Source organism: Clostridium moutaii (genome assembly GCF_041205085.1).
Taxonomy (GTDB): domain Bacteria; phylum Bacillota; class Clostridia; order Clostridiales; family Clostridiaceae; genus Clostridium_B; species Clostridium_B moutaii.
In genome coordinates this window covers 1-19,891 of the sequence record NZ_JBGEWD010000008.1, presented here as the reverse complement: position 1 = coordinate 19,891, position 19,891 = coordinate 1, and the positions used below count along the sequence as shown (strand labels likewise).

The 19,891-nt window shown below is 34.0% G+C and carries 18 protein-coding genes and 2 riboswitches; of the genes, 8 read left to right on the top strand and 10 right to left on the bottom strand.

The window, feature by feature from the left end; genetic code table 11:
- Nucleotides 1-14: 14 nt before the first annotated feature.
- From yjeM to AB8U03_RS09540, 3 genes are all read right to left on the bottom strand, one after another.
- Complete coding sequence (gene yjeM / locus AB8U03_RS09550) at nucleotides 15-1,526, bottom strand: glutamate/gamma-aminobutyrate family transporter YjeM (RefSeq protein ID WP_369704325.1); 1,512 nt, start codon at nucleotides 1,524-1,526, stop codon at nucleotides 15-17.
- Nucleotides 1,527-1,689: 163 nt separating this feature from the next.
- The gene (locus AB8U03_RS09545) at nucleotides 1,690-3,045 is read right to left on the bottom strand and encodes an MATE family efflux transporter (RefSeq protein WP_369704324.1); all 1,356 of its coding nucleotides are present in this window, start codon (nucleotides 3,043-3,045) and stop codon (nucleotides 1,690-1,692) included.
- Between the two features lie 402 nt (nucleotides 3,046-3,447).
- Nucleotides 3,448-3,678: a hypothetical protein gene (locus AB8U03_RS09540; protein ID WP_369704323.1), complete on the bottom strand. Its 231-nt coding sequence runs from the start codon at nucleotides 3,676-3,678 to the stop codon at nucleotides 3,448-3,450.
- Between the two features lie 218 nt (nucleotides 3,679-3,896).
- Here AB8U03_RS09540 and AB8U03_RS09535 point away from each other — a divergent pair, with 218 nt between their 5' ends.
- The 4 genes from AB8U03_RS09535 (at nucleotide 3,897) to AB8U03_RS09520 (ending at nucleotide 7,103) form a co-directional block, all read left to right on the top strand.
- On the top strand, nucleotides 3,897-4,361 hold the full coding sequence (locus AB8U03_RS09535; RefSeq protein ID WP_369704322.1) for a hypothetical protein: 465 nt from the start codon (nucleotides 3,897-3,899) through the stop codon (nucleotides 4,359-4,361).
- Nucleotides 4,348-5,004 (top strand): accessory gene regulator ArgB-like protein, encoded by a 657-nt coding sequence (locus AB8U03_RS09530; RefSeq protein ID WP_369704321.1) that lies wholly within the window; start codon nucleotides 4,348-4,350, stop codon nucleotides 5,002-5,004. Before AB8U03_RS09535 ends, AB8U03_RS09530 begins: the two co-directional genes overlap by 14 nt.
- A gap of 5 nt (nucleotides 5,005-5,009) precedes the next feature.
- Nucleotides 5,010-5,144 (top strand): cyclic lactone autoinducer peptide, encoded by a 135-nt coding sequence (locus AB8U03_RS09525; RefSeq protein ID WP_369704320.1) that lies wholly within the window; start codon nucleotides 5,010-5,012, stop codon nucleotides 5,142-5,144.
- Nucleotides 5,145-5,249: 105 nt separating this feature from the next.
- A complete protein-coding gene (locus tag AB8U03_RS09520) occupies nucleotides 5,250-7,103 on the top strand; it encodes an ATP-binding protein (protein WP_369704319.1) in 1,854 nt (617 codons plus the stop codon).
- A 63-nt stretch (nucleotides 7,104-7,166) separates the two neighbouring features.
- Here AB8U03_RS09520 and AB8U03_RS09515 read toward each other — a convergent pair whose 3' ends face one another.
- A complete protein-coding gene (locus tag AB8U03_RS09515; protein WP_369704318.1) occupies nucleotides 7,167-7,721 on the bottom strand; it encodes a protein kinase in 555 nt (184 codons plus the stop codon).
- 301 nt (nucleotides 7,722-8,022) lie between these two features.
- A riboswitch (cyclic di-AMP (ydaO/yuaA leader) is annotated at nucleotides 8,023-8,155 on the top strand.
- Between the two features lie 7 nt (nucleotides 8,156-8,162).
- Here AB8U03_RS09515 and AB8U03_RS09510 point away from each other — a divergent pair.
- Nucleotides 8,163-8,930, top strand: coding sequence for a cell wall hydrolase (locus tag AB8U03_RS09510; RefSeq protein ID WP_369704317.1), 768 nt, complete (start codon nucleotides 8,163-8,165; stop codon nucleotides 8,928-8,930).
- A gap of 63 nt (nucleotides 8,931-8,993) precedes the next feature.
- Here AB8U03_RS09510 and AB8U03_RS09505 read toward each other — a convergent pair whose 3' ends face one another.
- Nucleotides 8,994-10,328 (bottom strand): amidohydrolase family protein, encoded by a 1,335-nt coding sequence (locus AB8U03_RS09505; protein WP_369704316.1) that lies wholly within the window; start codon nucleotides 10,326-10,328, stop codon nucleotides 8,994-8,996.
- A 78-nt stretch (nucleotides 10,329-10,406) separates the two neighbouring features.
- Nucleotides 10,407-11,591 carry a pyridoxal phosphate-dependent aminotransferase gene (locus tag AB8U03_RS09500; RefSeq protein ID WP_369704315.1) on the bottom strand — a complete coding sequence of 395 codons (1,185 nt, stop codon included), beginning with the start codon at nucleotides 11,589-11,591 and terminating at the stop codon, nucleotides 10,407-10,409.
- A 295-nt stretch (nucleotides 11,592-11,886) separates the two neighbouring features.
- Between AB8U03_RS09500 and AB8U03_RS09495 the strand changes: the two genes are divergently transcribed.
- Entirely contained in the window at nucleotides 11,887-12,591 is a 705-nt protein-coding gene (locus AB8U03_RS09495) for a flavodoxin family protein (RefSeq protein WP_369704314.1), read from the top strand.
- Nucleotides 12,592-12,783: 192 nt separating this feature from the next.
- Here AB8U03_RS09495 and AB8U03_RS09490 read toward each other — a convergent pair whose 3' ends face one another.
- The 4 genes from AB8U03_RS09490 to AB8U03_RS09475 all read right to left on the bottom strand — a co-directional run bounded on the left by AB8U03_RS09490 (nucleotide 12,784) and on the right by AB8U03_RS09475 (nucleotide 16,943).
- Nucleotides 12,784-13,920, bottom strand: a complete 1,137-nt coding sequence (locus AB8U03_RS09490) for a DUF1648 domain-containing protein (RefSeq protein WP_369704313.1) — start codon at nucleotides 13,918-13,920, stop codon at nucleotides 12,784-12,786.
- A gap of 23 nt (nucleotides 13,921-13,943) precedes the next feature.
- Nucleotides 13,944-14,330 carry a GntR family transcriptional regulator gene (locus AB8U03_RS09485; protein WP_369704312.1) on the bottom strand — a complete coding sequence of 129 codons (387 nt, stop codon included), beginning with the start codon at nucleotides 14,328-14,330 and terminating at the stop codon, nucleotides 13,944-13,946.
- Between the two features lie 284 nt (nucleotides 14,331-14,614).
- Nucleotides 14,615-15,790, bottom strand: a complete 1,176-nt coding sequence (locus tag AB8U03_RS09480) for a pyridoxal phosphate-dependent aminotransferase (protein WP_369704311.1) — start codon at nucleotides 15,788-15,790, stop codon at nucleotides 14,615-14,617.
- 140 nt (nucleotides 15,791-15,930) lie between these two features.
- Nucleotides 15,931-16,031: riboswitch (SAM riboswitch) on the bottom strand.
- 51 nt (nucleotides 16,032-16,082) lie between these two features.
- Complete coding sequence (locus tag AB8U03_RS09475) at nucleotides 16,083-16,943, bottom strand: DegV family protein (protein WP_369704310.1); 861 nt, start codon at nucleotides 16,941-16,943, stop codon at nucleotides 16,083-16,085.
- A gap of 173 nt (nucleotides 16,944-17,116) precedes the next feature.
- Between AB8U03_RS09475 and AB8U03_RS09470 the strand changes: the two genes are divergently transcribed.
- Together AB8U03_RS09470 and galU are read left to right on the top strand one after the other, a co-directional pair.
- A complete protein-coding gene (locus AB8U03_RS09470; protein ID WP_369704309.1) occupies nucleotides 17,117-18,808 on the top strand; it encodes a hypothetical protein in 1,692 nt (563 codons plus the stop codon).
- Nucleotides 18,809-18,970: 162 nt separating this feature from the next.
- A complete protein-coding gene (galU, locus tag AB8U03_RS09465) occupies nucleotides 18,971-19,843 on the top strand; it encodes a UTP--glucose-1-phosphate uridylyltransferase GalU (protein ID WP_369704308.1) in 873 nt (290 codons plus the stop codon).
- Nucleotides 19,844-19,891 lie beyond the last annotated feature (48 nt).

Here is a 19,891-nt window from a genome sequence, read left to right as displayed (position 1 = left end):
GTTCACTTCCCCTCTCAATTTTTCTGTTTCTCTTTAGTTTTCATTATATTTTCATATCTTTTATACATCAACAGAGAAATTGCCGAAAACACTACCGGACCTGCTATAGTCCAAATAGTAGTACTCCAATCCCCTGTGGTAGCCGGTTGAATTATTAGGAAAAAGTTGGCAAAACCTACAGTAAGAGTAGCTATTACAGACCATATTAAAACACTTCTACAACTTTTAAACATGCTGAAAGGTTTTTTAATAGACTCATTTTTCTTAAATTTCGGAAATGCCCCGGTTATAAACATATAAGGTAATGTCATGGCCACATTAGTCATCAATACCAGTTTATTAAAAAATTTATTGGCACCTTCTCCTCCAAAGCTTACCAGGGCAAGAATGATTGCTATTAAAGCACATTGTGCCCACATGGCATTTTTAGGCATATCATCGGAAAGCTTCCCCAATTTGCCCGGCCATAATTCCTTTGGCACACCTTCTATCATCTGTTTTAGCGGAGAGTAGGATACATTTATAAGTGATCCCACATAGGTTAAAAACATAGATAATCCTGCAAATCTTGCCACCCATCTGCCAAAAGTCAGACTTCCTGCTTGAGTAAGACCCAGTCCGGAGCCAATTTCATACCCCAAATTATTCATTACTATAATTACTGCATTTACCATATTTACATTTTTACCTGACAGCACATGAGCCCAGTTAGTAAATATACCTACTGCAAATATGCCTACTGCATATGCCATGGAAATAAAGGCAGCACCCATCAATATTCCCTTTGGAAAGGTTTTTTCCGGTTCCTCGGTTTGATCTACTACTCCTCCAACTACTTCTATACCTCCATAGGCGACTATTGAAAAAGCTACAAAGGATAATATAGCTACAGGAGAAGAATAACCCGGATTTGGTGAATGTAGAAATGTCTGCACATTAATAGCCTGTGCTATATGTCCATGATTAAGTAAAAGTACAACTACAGCTCCCACATAAGCTGCAATGTTTATAAATCCAACTGAAATTCCTCCGAGGGAGGTTACTTTAATTATCTTATCCAATCCTCTAGTTGCTATAAAGGTAAGAGTTACAATAAAAATTATGGATAATATTCCTAAGCTGCGGGTTGAATTCAATCCAAATAAACCCCATGTTGATGTGGTATCATTTCCAAATAATATAGTAGAAAAATGGACCCATATAGAACTACAGGTCAATACTACCCATACAAGCCATCCAATATACCACATGAAAATTCCTATAAACCCATACTTAGGACCTACAGATTTTTCAAGCCAGGAATATATTCCTCCTTTTTCATTTTTAAAGGCAGCTCCATATTCTGCTATCATAAAAGCAAATGGAACAAAAAATGCAATAGCCGATAAAACATACCATGGAATTGCAAAATATCCCATAAGAAAAAAGGACCTAGGTATGTTGGTGAACATAAATACAGTGGTAACACACATCAATGCCAGTGGAACTAGTGTTAATTTTTTCTTCTTTTTGACGTCTTCCGCCATTTTCCTCACCTCAAATAAATAATTTATTAACCAATGAAAATATAAATCATATAAAAATTCATAAAAAAAATTACCAGTAAATTATATTACAGGTAATTTATAATATTCATCAAATTACATATTCTCTCCACAAGCATAAATATATTTTAGTTGGTGTAATCCATCAGTTTTTTATAAGTACAAAGTTTTTCCATTTTCCCTTTTTAAACCTGATATAGTATAATATACCTCTCACAAGCCAATCCGTATACATTCCAAGCCAAACTCCTATAACACCCATCTTTAAAGGTACTCCCAGTACATAACCCATAGTTATCCTGAAAATCCACATGCCTATGATGGATGTTACCATGGTATATTTGGCATCTCCTGCTCCTTTTAATCCTGCCGGCAGGACAAAGGAAATGGACCACAGTGGAATAAACAATGCATTTATTCTCAATAAATTTACACACAAGTGTATTATTGTGGAATTTGTAGTATAAAGAGAGGATAAAAATCCTGCAGCAGGCACGGAAAGAAGTGCTAAAACAACAAGGCATACTGTAGATACCTTATTTAAATAGGATAAGCAATTTTCTGCCCCGCTGCTGTCGTTTCTTCCCATATACTGCCCCACCAATGCAGTAGCTGCAATGCTCAGAGCAGTTCCAGGTATATTAAGCATATTTGCTATGGAATTCGTAATAGTATTGGCTGCTATGGACACAGTGCCCATATTTACAATAAAAACCTGGGTTATAAGCTTTCCCCCATTGAATAAAAATGATTCTACACTGGCAGGAATCCCCACATGAAATACGGGTCCCAGCAATTCCCTGTTGAATTTAAATTTAGTTATTTTAGTCAATTTTACAATGGTTGTACCTCTTAATAATACAATGGATACCATAATTGCTCCCAATGTTCTTGCCGTAGCAATTGCAATGGCAGCGCCTTCTACTCCCAAGCTTGAGATATGAAGATTTTTTATATTTACTCCATAAATCAGGCAATAGCCCAAAATTACATTTATAATATTCATAAACATGGTGATCTTCATAGGTGTTCTAGTATCACCTGCCCCCCTCAGCACCCCATTGGCTGCAAGATCCAGTGCAATGAGAGGATAGGTTAATAGAGTTATTTTCAGATAAGTATATGCATAATTTATAACTTGTACATCTGCCGAGCCATATAGGATGCCTACAAGCTGCTTTCTAAATATCCACATGATACTGGTAATTGCAAGGGATATCAATACTGCAGAATAAAGCGCCTGCTTCACCGCCTCATTTGCCCGCCTTATTTTTTTCTTCCCTGCATATTGTGCAACTACTACAGTTCCACCTACTGCCAAGGCTGAAAAGAAAGCAATGAATATGTTATTGATTGAATCCACCATGCCTATGGCGGAAACTGCTTCTTTATTAATATGTCCTGCCATCATGGTATTTACCATACCCAATGACATTACAAATAATTGCTCCATTAGAATAGGAATTGCTAATTTAAATACATCTTTTCTTATCAAGATCACTTTTATTTCTCTCCCATAAGTTATAATAGTTGTAAATAAAATTATACATCAATAGTATGTATTTCTCCACAGTGAAAAATGCTTTTTAATTATATACTAAAAGATTTTTTAAGCAGGATTTTTACTTTTTATGTAGAATTCCTTAATGTAAACAAAATGTACATTTTTGTACATTTTTTACTAAAATATTTAAATAATGTAGTTACAGGAAAGGACATTTAATATGTTAAAACTTCATTGGATAGAGATTTTTCTAAGATGCATTCCTGAAATGTTGGTAATGATATGGGGGATTTACGTAATTGCTGGAAGATCTTTTAAAAGACGAAATTATATAATTTTAAGCATTATTATGGGGTTGTACTCCTTTCTCGTGAGGGAGCTCCCCATATATTTTGGTGTTCACACTATAATTATAACAGTTACAATCATAAGTATCATGATAATCCAGGGTATTCCATTAATTACCTCAATATACAGCACATTACTTATGCTGTTAATACTTATAACAGGAGAATCTTTAAATATGCTGCTGCTGCGTTTCTTTAATATAAGAGTAGTCCTTAACATGGATCCCATTAAAAAATCCATATTGACTTTTCCCTCATTGATTATCGTATTTTTATCCGTCATGATAATACAGTATATTATAAAAAAAGTACATTCAAATATATGCAAATAATATTTTATCTCCTATAACATATCTTTTTTATAGGAATTTTTTAATTTTAAAGAAGGAATTTTGTTTTTTACGTAGAATATTATATATAAATGCTGTGAAATAAATGCATAAAATGTATATAATTGTCGAATATTTTTAAAACACTAGATATCAAAAGTGAGGCTTGAATATGCTGGGAGTTAATTGGATAGAACTTTTTTTAAGAGGTATTCCCGAAATGCTTTTAATGATTTGGGGAATACACATGATAGCTAAAAAACCTTTTAATGCAAAAAAATGTATACCTTTAAGTATTATAATGAGTATAATTGTCTTTTTTTTAAGAGAGCTCCCCATATATTTTGGAGTACATACTCTGATTATGCTTATTCTGATTATAAGTATAATGGTACTTATAGGTATTCCAATAATTACTTCTATATACGGAACATTATTTATGCTTCTAATACTTTCTTTAAGCGAATTTTTAAATATGCTAATACTTAAATTATTAGCTATTAATATAAACCTTAATTCCATAGCCCCTATTAAAAAGTCTCTATTGGGAATCCCTTCATTGATAATTATGCTTTTAATACTGATGATAATGAAATATTTATTAAATAAGAGGAGAACTAAAAATGCACTTAATTGAAAGACTGGCAGTTTCTCTGGGAAAAAAGTCCAGAATCATTTTAAATGCTGACAAAGATAAAGAGGAAATTATAGTATACGGGGCAATCAATTTGCTTCAGACCATTTTTTCTATACTATGGGTGGTGATTGTGGGATTTATTCTGGGAGTACTGTATGAAGCTTTTATATTTTCCGCTTCAGCAAGCATATTGAGAAAATACTCCGGTGGTGTACATGCTTCTTCTCCCAATCGCTGCATTATATTTGGCACTGTTGTATCTGCTGCAGTTGGGCTTTTAGTGGACAGATTTTTTTACAGCTTTTCTTTTTCATTTACTATAATCATGAGTATGTTCTGCATGGTAATTGGCTTTATAATAGTATTTTTAAAAGCTCCAGTGGACAGTATTCAAAAACCCATTACTGATATAAATATGAAAAAGATGTTTAAAAAAAATTCCATTATAACAATATTAGTATTTTCTATAATCATAATTATCTTGTGCTTATTTTATAATACAAATTATAAATTGTATTATTTAAAAATCATAGATTGCATAAGCCTTGGTTTCCTGTGGCAGTCTTTAACTTTAACAGACAGGGGAACAACAGCTTTTAAAAAAGCTGACTTAATCTTAAAAAACATAACGGAAAGGGGGTAATTTAATTGAAAGGCAAAATTGCAAAAGTATTCATCACTTTATCCGCTCTTGTATGCACACTTATGGCATTTACAATTTCAGCTTCAGCATGCACTTGGTTCACCTATCAACCAGAAGAACCTAAATGTTTGAGAAAGTAATCAAAAAACTTAAACAGCTTTATGGTAAAAATTACTGATTTATATAATTGGTAATTTTTACTTTTTAACTTGAATTTTTATCTATACTTTGGGGGGAATTCATTCATGAAACGTATTGCAAACAATATATCCATTATGCTGTCTATTATAAAAATAGCCATAATAGTGTTTATTGTCATCATAATATGTATTGATCTACCTGAATATTACTTAGATTTAAAAGTTAATTTTAATAGTCATTTCAATTTATACAGCACTATATTTATACTATGCATTATGTTGTCAATTTACATAGCTTCGCTAATAATAAACATCAAATTAGAACGTTCCTCAAATGTATTTAAAAAATCCTGGCTTATAGAAACTTTATTTTTCACCTTGATTATTTCCATACCCATATATATATCCACTTCCTATGAAAATGAGTACAAATACCTGTTTTTGCTTTTGATACTGTCTTCTGTAATACAATACGGCTCCAGATATGGAATTATAACTTCTTTTTTCTGTTCATTTTTCGTACTGACGGCAGATTTACTGTATGCCCCCACTGTCAATGGTATAAATATTTACTTCCAGAGGGATCTGATACTGGTGGGTATATTCATATTCATATCCTGGGTGCTGGGATATTATGTGGACATAGAAGCCGAAAATAATAAAGACAAGGACTCCAGGCTCAATTTGCTCAGCCACAAATTGAGGGAACAAAATATAAAAAGAGAAGATATGGAATCCTCCCTGCTGAAAAACAAGGTATGTTTCGACATGCTTTTTGAGAACTCCGTAAATTCCATCATAGTCCATGAAGGAGGTAAAATAGTATACGCAAATGAAAGTGCTGCAAAGCTTTTAGGATATGCAAGCCCCCTGGAGCTGAATGATAAATTATTGTATAAACATTATTCCAAGGAATGTATAATGAATTCCAAGAAGAAATGTATTGATATTATAGATAAAAAACTGTCCAAAGTCACTACGGAAGAAAATATACTGGATTGCCAGGGCAATATCATATCAGTAAGAAATACCTCTTCATTTTTTGTCTACGACGGCAGAGGGGCAGTAATGACCTTACTACTGGATCTGACACCTGAAAAACAGATGGAAAACTTAAAAAACACTGCAGAAAAAAACTTAAAACTGCTGAATGAGACCAGAGAATTCAACACTCTTATAACAGACTTTTTCGTAAATATGTCCCATGAGCTGAAAACTCCCATCAACGTCATATATGTGGCCATTCAGACCATGAGCATATATTTGAATAAATGCTCTGATGAAAATATGGGTAAATGCAAATTCTATTTAAGAACCATGGAGCAGAACTGCCTCAGATTAATAAGGCTCATAAATAATCTGCTGGACATAACCAGATTGGATTCAGGTGCTATTAAAATAACCAGACAAAATGACAATATAGTAAGCGTGGTTGAAGATATCACCCAATCCGTAGTTTCTTATATAAACAGCAAGGATATAGAACTTATATTTGACACAGATGTAGAAGAAAAAATCATGGCTTTTGATCACAGCAAACTTGAGCGTATAATGTTAAATCTGCTGTCCAATGCTTTTAAATATACGGACTCCAAAGGACACATATACGTAAATGTAGAAGATAGGGATAAAACCGTATTGATTACCGTAGAAGATGACGGCAAGGGTATTCCAAAAGACAAATTGGGACTTATATTCGAGCGTTTTGGCCAGGCAAACCGTTCTCTTTCAAGAGATTGTGAAGGAAGCGGCATAGGGTTGTATCTGGTGAAATCCCTGGTGGATTTACATCATGGGATAATAAGCGTTACAAGTACCGAGGGAAAAGGCAGTAAATTTTCCGTAGAGCTGCCTGCAGAACTGATTGATGAAAATAGTGCTGAAAACAATGCATCATTTAAAACCAATGTAGAAAAAATAAATATAGAATTCTCCGATATATATTCCCTGGAAAAATAAAAAAGGGCTTACAGGAGTTTAATTCACTATAAGCTCTTTTAATTGCATTTTATTTCAACTTAATTATTTCTTAGTTTTGATATATTCACCCCAATCCATATCGGGCCTTTCCTTATCTAGTATCTCCATGAATTGTTCCAGAAGTTCCATCTTTTTTAATGCTCTCAAAAAAGATTTTGGATAAGGTATATTTTCTTCATAACTTTTTCTAGGATCTATTACCATAAGTGATCCATCCTCCTGGACAAACAAGTGAGGGAATCTGACTTCCAGTTTTTTAAATCCCATCATTTTCATATTATCAATCAAATCTGCCAACCTTATAACGAATTCTCTCTTTAATCCATATTTTTTCAGGTAATCCCCTACATTCATTCCACCTACATATTCTCTTATGATATAATGTCTTCCAAGTTCGTAGGCCTTTGGAAAATATCCGCTTTTCTCTACTGCTTTTAATATATAAAATTCATCTCTGCAGCTTTGCGAATTGTTAAATATTTTTAATACCCTTCCATCGGGCATGAGATATACTTGTCCACTATGACCTTCTCCTAAATACTTGCAATGCTTTAAGTCCATTGGAATTCTTCTACGATGAATACATTCATTTCTCAAAATAACACCTCCTTTGTTTTTATGTAGCATAAAAACAAAGGTTTCAACAATCAACTAAAGTCCTGCTTAATATATAGTATTATAACTATTAACTTATGTTACTTTATATTGAGAAAATACTCAACAGGCATAGCTGATTCAGCTCAAAGTCTGGCAGCACTTGCACAGAATATTGCAAAAATAATAGGTCAATTCAAACTTTAAAATTCTAAATTAACAATATAGTGGGGTTTATGGTTTCACCTGCCATGGATCCCACCAATTCCATATGGATATTTTCTGGAAATGCTGTTAAAATGACAAACAAGACAAGCCTAAATTTCAGAGATGAAATGCGGGGGATAATATTCAGGGGTGAATCTTTTTGTCAAAAAGTAGGGGTATCCCATTCCCGAACCCGTCAACTAACCTCGTAGGCAAAATTAAGGGGGACAACATAATATGAATTTCAGAAAAATCAGTACGCTGTTTTTTGCAGTATCTCTTTGTACCATATCTTTTACCCAGGTTCACGCAGCAAGTTACAAAGTAAAACCCGGTGATTCTCTATTTAAAATAGGTGTGTTATTTAAAAGCAGTGCAGATACAATAATACGGGATAACAATTTAAGTGGAATTGAAATATATCCAAGTGAAGTTTTAAATGTAACTTCAAAAACTTATACTGTACAAGCTAATGACACCCTTTATCTAACAGCAAAAAAATTCAATATATCTCTTGATGCATTGATTGCAGCTAACTCTAATGTGGACAAGTATATTTACCCAGGTCAGGTACTGAATATACCTGCAGGTTCTGTTTTTAAGGGTACCTCAACAACTTCTCCTGCTGTAGTACCATACAGTGAGAGTGATCTGGATTTACTTGCAAGGCTGGTAAATTCAGAAGCCGAAGGTGAATCCTATAGGGCTAAGGTTGGTGTGGCTGCCGTAGTTTTAAACAGAGTCCGGGACTCAAGATTTCCATCCACTATAAAAGATGTGATATACGAAAAATCAGGCGGATACTACCAGTTCACTCCAGTGGAAAACGGGTGGATAAACAAACCTGCTACCCAGGAATCAAGAAATGCGGCCTACGATGCACTTCACGGCTATGATCCCACAAAAGGTGCACTCTATTATTTTGATGACAGTACCACAAACAAATGGCTGTGGTCAAAACCAATTGCCTTAAGAGACGGAAAAATGGTATTTACTTATTATTAAAAAGGACAAGCTAGGGGTCTGACCCCCTGACATTTTTTGTCAGTGGGTCAGACCCCGTTTTGTCTAAATATCTTTTATAAATTTTTCCACTTCAGGTATGATATAATCCTGGGTACTCTTTATAATATTCCCCTTTTTCACTACCATGCTTGGATTTTCAAAATAATTTAAGTTTTCAAGAGGATTGCCTTGTAAAACAATAAAATCTGCAAATTTTCCAGGCTCCAATGTCCCCACTTCACTGTCAATTCCTAAAATTTCAGAATTTGATTTGGTCGCACAAGATATGGCCTGTGCATTTGAAATTCCACCATATTTTACTTGAAGGTGCAATTCCCTCCACGTACCATAGTGGGTTACAAAAGGCATGGCTGCATCGGTACCAAGGCCAACTCTGATGCCTTCTTTAACAGCTGTTTTAAATCCTTCCGTCATTTTATCTCTTATAATTCTACCATTGGTAAGCTGAACATTATCCAATTTAGTGTACTCCGTGCTGATTTCCGAGACATAAACTGCAGCGGCAAAGGTAGGTATAAGAGCGCTGTATCCTCTCAAGGATTTAGGATTATGTTTAAAAAGCTGTATTATTTCATCATCCATAGAAGCACCATGTTCTATAGTATCAACTCCTGCTCTGAGAGCTTCTTTAAGTCCTCTGGTGCTCTGACAATGGCTTGCTACAAGATAACCTGCTCTATGGGCCTCATCACATATGGCTGCAATTTCATCATAGGTCATCTGCACCCTTCCTGCTTCGCCTATTCTCTTAGAATCAGTAACTCCTCCCGTGCTGGCTATCTTTATTAGGTCAGTTCCATTATAAATACGGGCCCTTACTTTTTTTCTTCCTTCCCAAGGTGAATCACTAGCCTCAGACACAAATTTATATCCGTGTCCACCTGTTATACATATCATAGGACCTGCGCAAAGCATATCTGGTCCAATTTCTCCGGAATTTTTTATTTCATTCCTTACTTCTATGTCATAGTAAAAAGGATCTCCAACGCTTCTAAAAGTAGTCACTCCTGCATGAAGTGCGGCCATGGCATTCTTTTTCATTCCCTGTTTAAGAAGGTATTTTCCAAGTGATGATTTCATAAATTCCAGATTCTCATCAGGAGTTCTCTTCACCTCTCCCGTTATAAAAGGATTCCCGTTTCCAAAGAGATGGGCATGAGCATTTATAAGTCCCGGGAGCACATATTTACCTTTCAAGTCAACTATCTTACAGTTTTCAGGTATGCTCACCTCGTCTTTATTTCCCAGGCATTTTATTTTACCAATGCCATTTGAATTTTCTACTACTATAATACCTTCTTTTATTAATTCATTTTCAAATTTACCATCTATTATATTGCAATTTATAAAAGCACAAATCTGATTTTGTTCGCTCACAATAATTATCTCCTTTTTTTGGATGGGGGTCAGACCCCCTGACAATAAATGTCAGAGGGTCTGACCCCTTAACAATTTTTACAAATACTCTTTAGCCAATTTATCGAAACTATCCAGGGATTTTTTTATTTTGTCGTAGGAAATACAGTAGGAAAGCCTGAAATGGCCTGGACATTTAAAAGAGGATCCCGGAACTATAAGCAGATTAAATTTCTTTGCTTCTTTTGCAAATAGAGCATCATCCGGTATCAGTGATTTAGGGAACAGATAAAAAGCTCCTTCAGGTTTAACACAGGAAAACCCTATTTCAACAAGGTGATTATATAGAAGATCCCTGTTTTTCTTGTATATATTTACGTCCACTTCCGAATCCAGACACTTTGCAATTACCCTTTGAAACAGTGAAGGTGCATTTACAAATCCCAAAATTCTATTTGCAACATTTAAAGATTGCATTATATCATTGAAATCATCTGCATCACCATTACATACTACATATCCTATTCTCTCTCCAGGAATGGAAAGTGATTTGCTGTAAGAATATCCAACAAGTGAATTTCTATAGTAATTCAATATATAAGGTACTTTTACTCCATCATATGCTATTTCCCTGTAGGGTTCATCAGAAATCAGATATATGCTGGTGCTTAATTGCTGCTGTTTTCTATTTAAAACTTCCGACAAGTCTTTAATAAGCTTTTCTGAATAAACCACTCCTGTCGGATTATTGGGTGAATTTATTATTACAGCTTTAGTATTGGAATTTATTCTATCCTCCAGCTCATTTAGATCAGGTTCGAAGGTCTCCGTATTTGAAGGCACAATTACAAGTTTACCATCAAAATTTTTTACATAGTTCTCATATTCCCCGAAAAATGGTGAAAAGGTAATAACCTCGTCTCCTGGATTTAAAAGGGTTTTCAAAATAATATTCAATCCGCCCGCTGCACCACAGGTCATTATCAAATTATTCTCAGTTAATTTTAAATTGTATTTTTTGTTGATATGCTCTGCAATTTTAGCCCTCACATCCTCATAACCGGAATTGTTCATATATCCATGGACTAAGTTAGGAGACTCTTTCCTGAAGATTTCAGATACAGCCTCTTTTATAGATTCAGGTGGTTCTACATTGGGATTACCAAGACTAAAATCAAATACATTTTCCTCCCCATAAATTGAAGACAGTCTCTTCCCTTCCTCAAACATGGCCCTTATTACAGAACTCTTGGACACATATTCTTTCATTTTATCAGATATCACAGAATTTTCCCCCCTTATATTTAAAGTTCAAATAACAAAGTTCAGATGTTAAAACTCCAATATCACAGTTGATATTTGAGACTATAAAAATATTTTAACACAACGATTTACGATGTACAATTGACAGTTGACAGCTTACAATACAAAGGTACAATTAACAGTTCATAATTGGCAAAATATTAAAGTTAGAGATCAAATAAATCCAGTGAGTGTAAGCAAGTAGTTGCAATTAGATTATAATCTTGATAAACTCAATTATATAAATAAATTAACATACTAAAATAAGGAGAAGCTTATGAAAATCGTAGTAGTACACGGTACGGAACATCGAGGAAGTACTTATAATATTTCCCAGCTATTTTTAGAAAAACTGCAATCGGAAACAAGTGAAATTATAGAATTTTTTCTGCCTAAAGATATGCCAAATTTTTGTTGTGGATGTAGTTCATGTTTTACTGTGAGCGAAGAAGCATGCCCCCATTATAATCAAGTCAATCCAATCAGAGAAGCAATTGAAAAGGCAAATTTGATTATTTTTACAAGTCCTGTATATGTGTTTCATGTGAGCGGACAGATGAAAACACTATTAGATCATTTTGGCTTTCAATGGATGGTACACCGTCCTAATAAAACAATGTTCTCCAAAATGGCTCTAGTCATTTCAACAGCTGCCGGCAAAGGAATGAAATCAACAAATAAAGATATTGTGGATAGCTTAACTTTTTGGGGAATAGGTAAAATATTTACCTACGGTAAAGCAGTTGCCGCCGTAAACTGGCAAGGTGTAAGTGAAAAGAAAAAGATAGAAATTTACAGGGATATGACAAAATTATCTTCTAAAATTCTACACAGATATGGTTATGGTAATGTAAAACCTAGTCTAAAAGTAAAAGTTCTCTTCTATATTATGCGTTTTATTCAAAAAAGATTTGTTTTCAATACTGTTGATAAAAAATATTGGCAAAATCAGGGATGGCTGGATCATAAACGTCCCTGGTAATATAATTGATATCTATATTCATTTGTCAATGCACAATTCACAGTTAACAACGGACAAGCTACAGATTAATCAAAGTTAGGAGTTTATAGTCATGAATTAATAGTTTTGGTTGATTTTCGAATGCTGCCGGAAACTTTCATTTACAATTTATTCTTCACTATAAACTCCTAACTAAACTTCAACTCACAATTCTTAACTTTGAGCAAAAATTGAAATACCTATAACTACAATTGTAAATATAATAATACCTATATATATTGCCATTCCAGCTGGTCTTCCCGCATTTACTGTCCAACCTACACCAAATCTCTTTTCTACAAATATGGATGGATCCTCAGGATTATAATATATGGTGTTTGCCAGTTTCCAGGAATCATCATCATCTTTATTTGTAAGCTCAGATTCATCTCTTTGAAGGCTGTCTTTCCCCATTTTTATATTACTGCCTCCCTGTCCGATCTTTAATGATAGAATTATGCTGGCTAAGATTGTAATTGTTAAAAAGGCTATTATTACAGCATTGGAAAATGCACTGCTTACATCAATCACTTTAAATATTTGAATTGTACCAACACTTAACAAAATATCAGTGGCAGAAGCAAGGATCACCATATATATAGACCAGCTTCTCCTAAATATACTGTTCTTCTTTACGGATTCTTCCGGATTTAAAGAACTAATCTGCTGTTTTGACCATCCAATTCCCTTGTAAACTATAAAAGATATAAAAGTGATTATAATTTGTGCAAGCGGCATCTCCCAGATCAAAAATTTAGATTTTATCTGGTAGCCTGTAATATTTCCCGAAAAATCCCAGTGAGTGGGTACCTTATAGGGCAAAGAAGAATAATGGGTATAACCTAAAATTATATTTATTATAATTATAAATACCGGAATCATGAAAAACCAGACTGACACCAGCATGTCACTTTTTTTCTTGGAAAAATCAATATCTATTGTTACAACTTGTTTTTTACCCTGAAGCCACAACTTCTGTAATTTAAGATTTTTTACAGCTCTATTGGATATCATATATACTAAAAAATTTATGAAAACAAAAGCAAATGTAGTAAACAAAATCATGCCTACATTCAAGAATTTATAGTTTAAAAAACTAAACAACAGAATAAAAGGAATTTCTACCACTAAATTGTTTCTTATAAATTGGGTTTTTATATGCTTGATTTCATCTGAATCAGCTTCGTCTTCTGGAACTCTCACTCCAAAAACAATTTCTTTTCTCGTAAATTTGGGAGTCAATATAGTAATTACAAGTATTATAATAAAAATAAAGAATAAATATATACACATAAACAAGTTCTCATTCATCTAATTTCACCTACCTTAATGATTCATTTATCGATTTTAATATATTTTTTAAATATGCCAGAACACAGCTGTAAAATATCATCTATTTTTTTACCCCTCAAATAAGCCTCTGATATTAAATAAGTGAACCCTTCCTCAAGTTTTTTATCAAAATCTTCCGTACTTTCAGGAAGTGTTTCGCTTACTACGGCTCCTTTCCTTCTGTCTATATTCAAGTAGCCATCTGACTTTAATTCATTGTAAGCTTTATTTACCGTATGAAGGTTTATTCCGATATCCTCCGCCAGCTGTCTTACAGAAGGAAGACTTTCTCCCAATTTTAGATTTCCCAGGGCTATTCCTTCTATAATTTGTCTTCTGAGCTGTTCATATATAGGTACTTCTGACTCAAAATCTATTTTAATTATCATAACTGCCCTCCTATTCTATCTGTTATATATAATATATAACAGATAGAATAATAGTGCAATAATTTTTAATATATTATTTTAAAATCAGCTTATCAAAATGCCATTAAGTAGATGTTTTAAAAAATAAGTTTAAAGAAAAAAGACAATTGGGAATCTGACCCCGGATTGTCTTTAACTTTATACTTTAAACTCTGAACTTTAATCTTTGTTCTCTGAACTTTGAATTGTGCATTGTCCGCTGTCAATTGTAAATCATCAATTGTGAATTGTGAATTATCAATTGCTTATCCCTCTCTATAAAATCCAGCTTTTTCCCTGAGTGTTTTCAGTTTTTCAATAGACCTTAAAAGAGTGTCATCCTTTTTTGCAAAATGCAGTCTTATTAAATAATTTATATCCTCCTTAAAGAAGCTTGAGCCAGGCACCGCACCTATTCCCACATCTTTTGCAAGCCACTCACAGAATTTCAAATCATCCTTTACATTAAACTCTGAAACATCTATGAGAACATAATAGGCTCCCTGTGGTTTGACATATTTAAGTCCTGCCTCGCTTAATCCCTGAAGAAACAAGTCCCTCTTTTTAGTATATAAATTTTTCAGCCAATCATAGTATTCCATAGGCAATTTAAGTCCGGCTACAACTGCTTCCTGAAGCGGCGCCGCCGCCCCAACCGTAAGAAAATCATGTACTTTCCTTACATTTTCTATGACTCTCTCATCACCTATGACATAACCTATCCGCCATCCGGTTATAGAATAAGTCTTGGAAAAAGAGCTGCAGCTTAAAGTCCTGTTGAACATACCTGGAAGTGAAGCAAAATAAACGTGTTTATGCGGATCCATCACAATATGCTCATATACTTCATCAGTTATTACAAAAGAATCGTATTTTTCTGCCAGGCCGGCTATGAATTTCAATTCCTCATAAGTAAACACCTTACCCGATGGATTGGATGGATTGCACAGTATAAGAGCCTTCGGCTTTTGCTTAAAAGCATTTTCGAGTTCAACCCTGTTAAAAGAAAAATCAGGCGGGTAAAGGGGTACATATATAGGCTCCGCTCCGCTTAATATTGCATCTGCCGCATAATTTTCATAAAAAGGAGAAAATACTATTACCTTATCTCCGGAATCACATACAGTCATAACAGAGGCCATCATCGCTTCCGTACTTCCACAGGTAACTGCAATTTGAGTTTCAGGATCTATATCAAGTCCCATAAATCTGGATTGTTTTTCTGCAAGAGCTTCTCTCAGGTTTTGTGCACCCCAGGTAATTGCATATTGATGAGGCCCTTTATCCGCTGCTATTTTAAGTGCTTCTCTTATTTCTTTAGGTGGATCAAAGTCCGGAAAACCCTGGGATAAATTAATTGCTCCATATTTATTCGATATTCTGGTCATTCTTCTTATAACCGAGTCAGTAAAATTAACTAGTTTTTTACTTAATTGAGGCATACAAACACATCCTTTCAAATAATTCCATAGTCAAGTGATTCTTTTAGGTCCAGACGGAGCCTGCTCATAAGGATGGGATAAATATCCGTAAACAAATAAAAGTCTGGGGAAACACCTCAGACTTAAAATTGCAAAATACATTCTCATCTTTCAGCTTCCGCTGCAGGATTTGGCACCACTATACAATGTACTGGTTGCCGGGTTTCAAAGGGCCTGTTCCCTCCACCTCTCTTGATAAGTTCAAGATTTATATTTATTGTTTTATTAATTATAACTATTTACATTTATTAAGTCAATGGCTATAATTTTGTTCTTTATAACATATTCCCACAGTTCCAGGTCCGGAATAAACTCCTACTATAGGACTTATCTGTCCTATCATATATGTATTTTCTACATTGGGCAATTTGGAAATTCTATTATAGACATTTTCAGCATCTTCCTGCGCATTGCCATGAACTATATATACATCGCAGGGAGATTTACTCAAAAACTGCCTGCCTATATCTATCATCTTACTTAAGGATTTCTTTCTGCCTCTTACTTTGTCATAGGTAAAACATACTCCCTGATTATCATCAAAATATACTATGGGTTTTATATCCAATACTTCACCTATGGTACCGGATATTTTTCCTATGCGCCCGCCCTTTCTGGCATACTCAAGTGTTCCAAAAACAAAAAGGAAGTGCATTTTACTTTTTATTTTTGGTATATCATCTACAATTTCATTAAAGCTCCTGCCCTGTTCAATGAGATTTCCACATTCCTTTAAAATAATTCCCTCTCCAAGGGAAGTTGACTTGGAATCATAAATATATGTAACTAATTTTTTATGCCTTTGGCTTACCATTTTCAATGCATTATATGTGCCTGAAAGCCCGCTGGAAATCGCCACGGCTATTACATGGGTATAATTTTCTTTTTCCAACTTATCAAAAACCTTTTCCATATCCTCTATTGAGGGCAGGGAGGACTTTGAAATTTCAATGTTCATATTATCATATACTTCTTTTGGAGTAATCTCAATCTTATCTATGTATTCCCTGTTTTTGTATATAATTCTAAAAGGTAAAATACTTATATTATACTTTTTTATGGTTTCACAATCTATATCACAAGCAGAGTCTGTCAAAAGTGCAATTTTTTCCATAAAGTTCCTCCTTTTACTCCTACTTAACTTAAATTATATCATACTAAAGGGAAAATATTCAAATTCTAAATAAGAGATAAGCTTTTAAGGCTATTTTAAGCTTCATCCTGGAAAATATATATATGACAATTATACAACTATACTAAATTTCATGAAAGGAGTTTTAGAACAGTATGGAAAGAATACTTTCAAAAAAAGGTCTATTTAAGATAATTCTGATTTTTTTGGCACTGTTATCTCTGTTTTTATGCCTTTACAGTATAAAACATTATAAATTCAACACACCATCCAAAAATATAACAGGGCAATTTAATCAGTTCAATGGTCATATGGCAAATAGGGACAGAAACCAAAATTCAACCGGTCAAAGGAATAATGGAAACATTCCAAGTGGAAACTGGAAATCATCTGGTGGCAATGTACAAAATCAGAATAATGGAAACGGGACTGCATCTTCTGGCAATGCACAAAGTCAAAATAAGGGAGGCAATATGACAAGGCCTGGTGTAAACGGTGAAAATGGGTTTACTTCTTCAAGCAACAAATTTGCACCATTGCTCACTGTATATCTGGCAATATTTCTTGTATTGTGTGTTGCGATCTATTATTTTTTCACCCGAAAAAATATGAAAATAAATACTAAAGATACTAAAATGCTTGTATTTTCAATGCTTTTTATAGGCTTGTTCTTGAGAATTGCATTATCCACCTCTATGGAAGGCTATGGTGGAGACGTAAGTTTGTTTAAAAGTTGGGCCTCTTCTGCAGCAAATAGTTTTTCTCAGTTTTACGTAAATTCTAGATCCAGCGACTACCCGCCTCTTTATATATATGTACTCTTCTTCATTGGCAAGGCAGCAAGTATAAGTTCAATAAGTCCCTACTATACTCTGCTTTTAAAACTCCCATCAATAATAGCGGATGTAGCTACAGCTTACTTGATATATAAATTGGCTCAAAAATATCTTCCTTTAGGGATAAGTATCTTTCTAAGTGCATTTTACATTTTTAATCCCGCTGTTTTTATAGATTCTGCCCTTTGGGGACAGGTGGATTCATTTTTTACGCTGCTTGTAGTACTTGCATTTTTATTATTATCGGAAAGGAAAACTGTTTTTTCTTCCATATTGTTTACCTGTTCAGTACTTATGAAACCTCAGGGGATTATATTCCTCCCTGTGCTTTTATTTGAACTGGTACGGGAAAAAAACCTAAAGATCATATTGAAGTCTATGGCTGCAGCTCTTGCAACAGCTTTAGTACTCATAATTCCATTTTCCTCCAATCAAAATGCACTGTGGATTTTTAAATTATATTCAAATACCATATCCGAATACCCTTATGCATCTGTAAACGGATTTAACTTTTTTAACTTAATAGGAGCAAATTATGAAAAGAACTCAAATATATTTTTCATATTCAGTTATAAGATCTGGGGAATGGCTGCAATTATTGCGATCACGGTATTTTCGTGGATAATCTACGCCAAGTTAAAAAGCAGAACACTGGCTTTCTCCTGCGCACTTATTCAGATTTCAGGAGTTTTTACCTTTTCTACTGGAATGCATGAAAGATATTTATTTCCGGCTGCTGCACTGTGTATTTTAGCTCTCATCTATTTAAAGGATAAAAGATTTCTCACATTGGTATTAGGATACACTATCACCATATACGGCAACATTTACCATATACTCTTTGGAGCTTTAGGGCGTATGAATTCCAATTCACACAGTCTGATAACTGATGGGATTTCCCTGTTAAATATCATCCTGTTTTTTTATCTGGCAAAGATACTAATTGATATTGCTTTTAGAGGAAAAACTTATACTATTTCAGACAATAATAAACCGTTACATAATATTTAAACTTAGTTTACATTTAGTATGGATTTTTTAAGGGGTTTTTAAGGTTAAAAGACAAAAATTAATAATAAGGAAATTTTTTATCTTAATGTATATACCTTACACAGTCAACATAGAGAGGAGTGAATACTTAATGGGAACATGGCTTTCCATTAAAGCTAAAATATGAGTATTAAAAAAGCAATAATTCCTGCTGCTGGCCTGGGGACAAGATTTTTGCCAGCTACAAAGGCCCAACCTAAAGAAATGCTGCCCATAGTTGATAAACCAACTATTCAATATATAGTGGAAGAGGCAGTATCTTCCGGTATTGAGGAAATATTAATAATTACAGGTAAAAACAAAAGAGCTATCGAGGATCATTTTGATAAATCCGTTGAATTGGAAGATGAGCTTAAAAGAAGCAATAAAGTGACTTTACTGAAGCTCGTTCAAAATATATCCAACATGGTGAATATATATTATATACGACAAAGAGAACCACGAGGATTAGGTCATGCCATAAGCCTGGCTAAAAGTTTTATAGAAGACAAACCCTTTGCAGTTATGTTAGGTGATGACATAGTTGACAGCAAAGTACCTTGTCTTAAACAATTAATGGATTGCTATGATAAACACAATGGATCCATTTTAGGAGTACAGCCAGTAAGTGAAAGTATGATTTCCAAATATGGCATTGTAAGTGGAACAAAAATTGAGAATCTGGTTTATAAAGTGAATGATCTAGTAGAAAAGCCCGAGATAGAAAAGGCTCCTTCAAATATTGCCATTCTGGGAAGATATATAATAACACCAGGGATATTTGAAATTCTTGACAAAACCAAACCAGATAAAAATGGAGAAATACAGCTGACTGACGCGTTGAAATCCCTTGCAAAAATAGAACCCATGTATGCTTATAATTTTCATGGAAAAAGATATGATGCCGGAGATAAATTGGGATTTTTAGAGGCAAACATACATTATGCCTTAAAGAGACAGGATTTAAAAGAAGAACTCATGAATTATCTGGCCAACATAAGAAAAAAATCTGTCTAATTATAATAAATATCCACCAGCTTAGCTGGTGGTTTTTCCTAAGCCCTA

What these genes read in the sequence shown, in the direction of transcription:
- yjeM (WP_369704325.1), bottom strand. Translation starts at nt 1,526, where the DNA reads ATGGCGGAAGACGTCAAAAAGAAGAAAAAATTAACACTAGTTCCACTG.
- AB8U03_RS09540 (WP_369704323.1), bottom strand. Translation starts at nt 3,678, where the DNA reads ATGACGGATAAAAATACGATAATCAATGAGGGAAAAGTCAATATGGAT.
- AB8U03_RS09535 (WP_369704322.1), top strand. Translation starts at nt 3,897, where the DNA reads ATGCTGGGAGTTAATTGGATAGAACTTTTTTTAAGAGGTATTCCCGAA.
- AB8U03_RS09530 (WP_369704321.1), top strand. Translation starts at nt 4,348, where the DNA reads ATGCACTTAATTGAAAGACTGGCAGTTTCTCTGGGAAAAAAGTCCAGA.
- AB8U03_RS09520 (WP_369704319.1), top strand. Translation starts at nt 5,250, where the DNA reads ATGAAACGTATTGCAAACAATATATCCATTATGCTGTCTATTATAAAA.
- AB8U03_RS09510 (WP_369704317.1), top strand. Translation starts at nt 8,163, where the DNA reads ATGAATTTCAGAAAAATCAGTACGCTGTTTTTTGCAGTATCTCTTTGT.
- AB8U03_RS09495 (WP_369704314.1), top strand. Translation starts at nt 11,887, where the DNA reads ATGAAAATCGTAGTAGTACACGGTACGGAACATCGAGGAAGTACTTAT.
- AB8U03_RS09490 (WP_369704313.1), bottom strand. Translation starts at nt 13,920, where the DNA reads ATGAATGAGAACTTGTTTATGTGTATATATTTATTCTTTATTTTTATT.
- AB8U03_RS09485 (WP_369704312.1), bottom strand. Translation starts at nt 14,330, where the DNA reads ATGATAATTAAAATAGATTTTGAGTCAGAAGTACCTATATATGAACAG.
- AB8U03_RS09480 (WP_369704311.1), bottom strand. Translation starts at nt 15,790, where the DNA reads ATGCCTCAATTAAGTAAAAAACTAGTTAATTTTACTGACTCGGTTATA.
- AB8U03_RS09475 (WP_369704310.1), bottom strand. Translation starts at nt 16,943, where the DNA reads ATGGAAAAAATTGCACTTTTGACAGACTCTGCTTGTGATATAGATTGT.
- AB8U03_RS09470 (WP_369704309.1), top strand. Translation starts at nt 17,117, where the DNA reads ATGGAAAGAATACTTTCAAAAAAAGGTCTATTTAAGATAATTCTGATT.
- galU (WP_369704308.1), top strand. Translation starts at nt 18,971, where the DNA reads ATGAGTATTAAAAAAGCAATAATTCCTGCTGCTGGCCTGGGGACAAGA.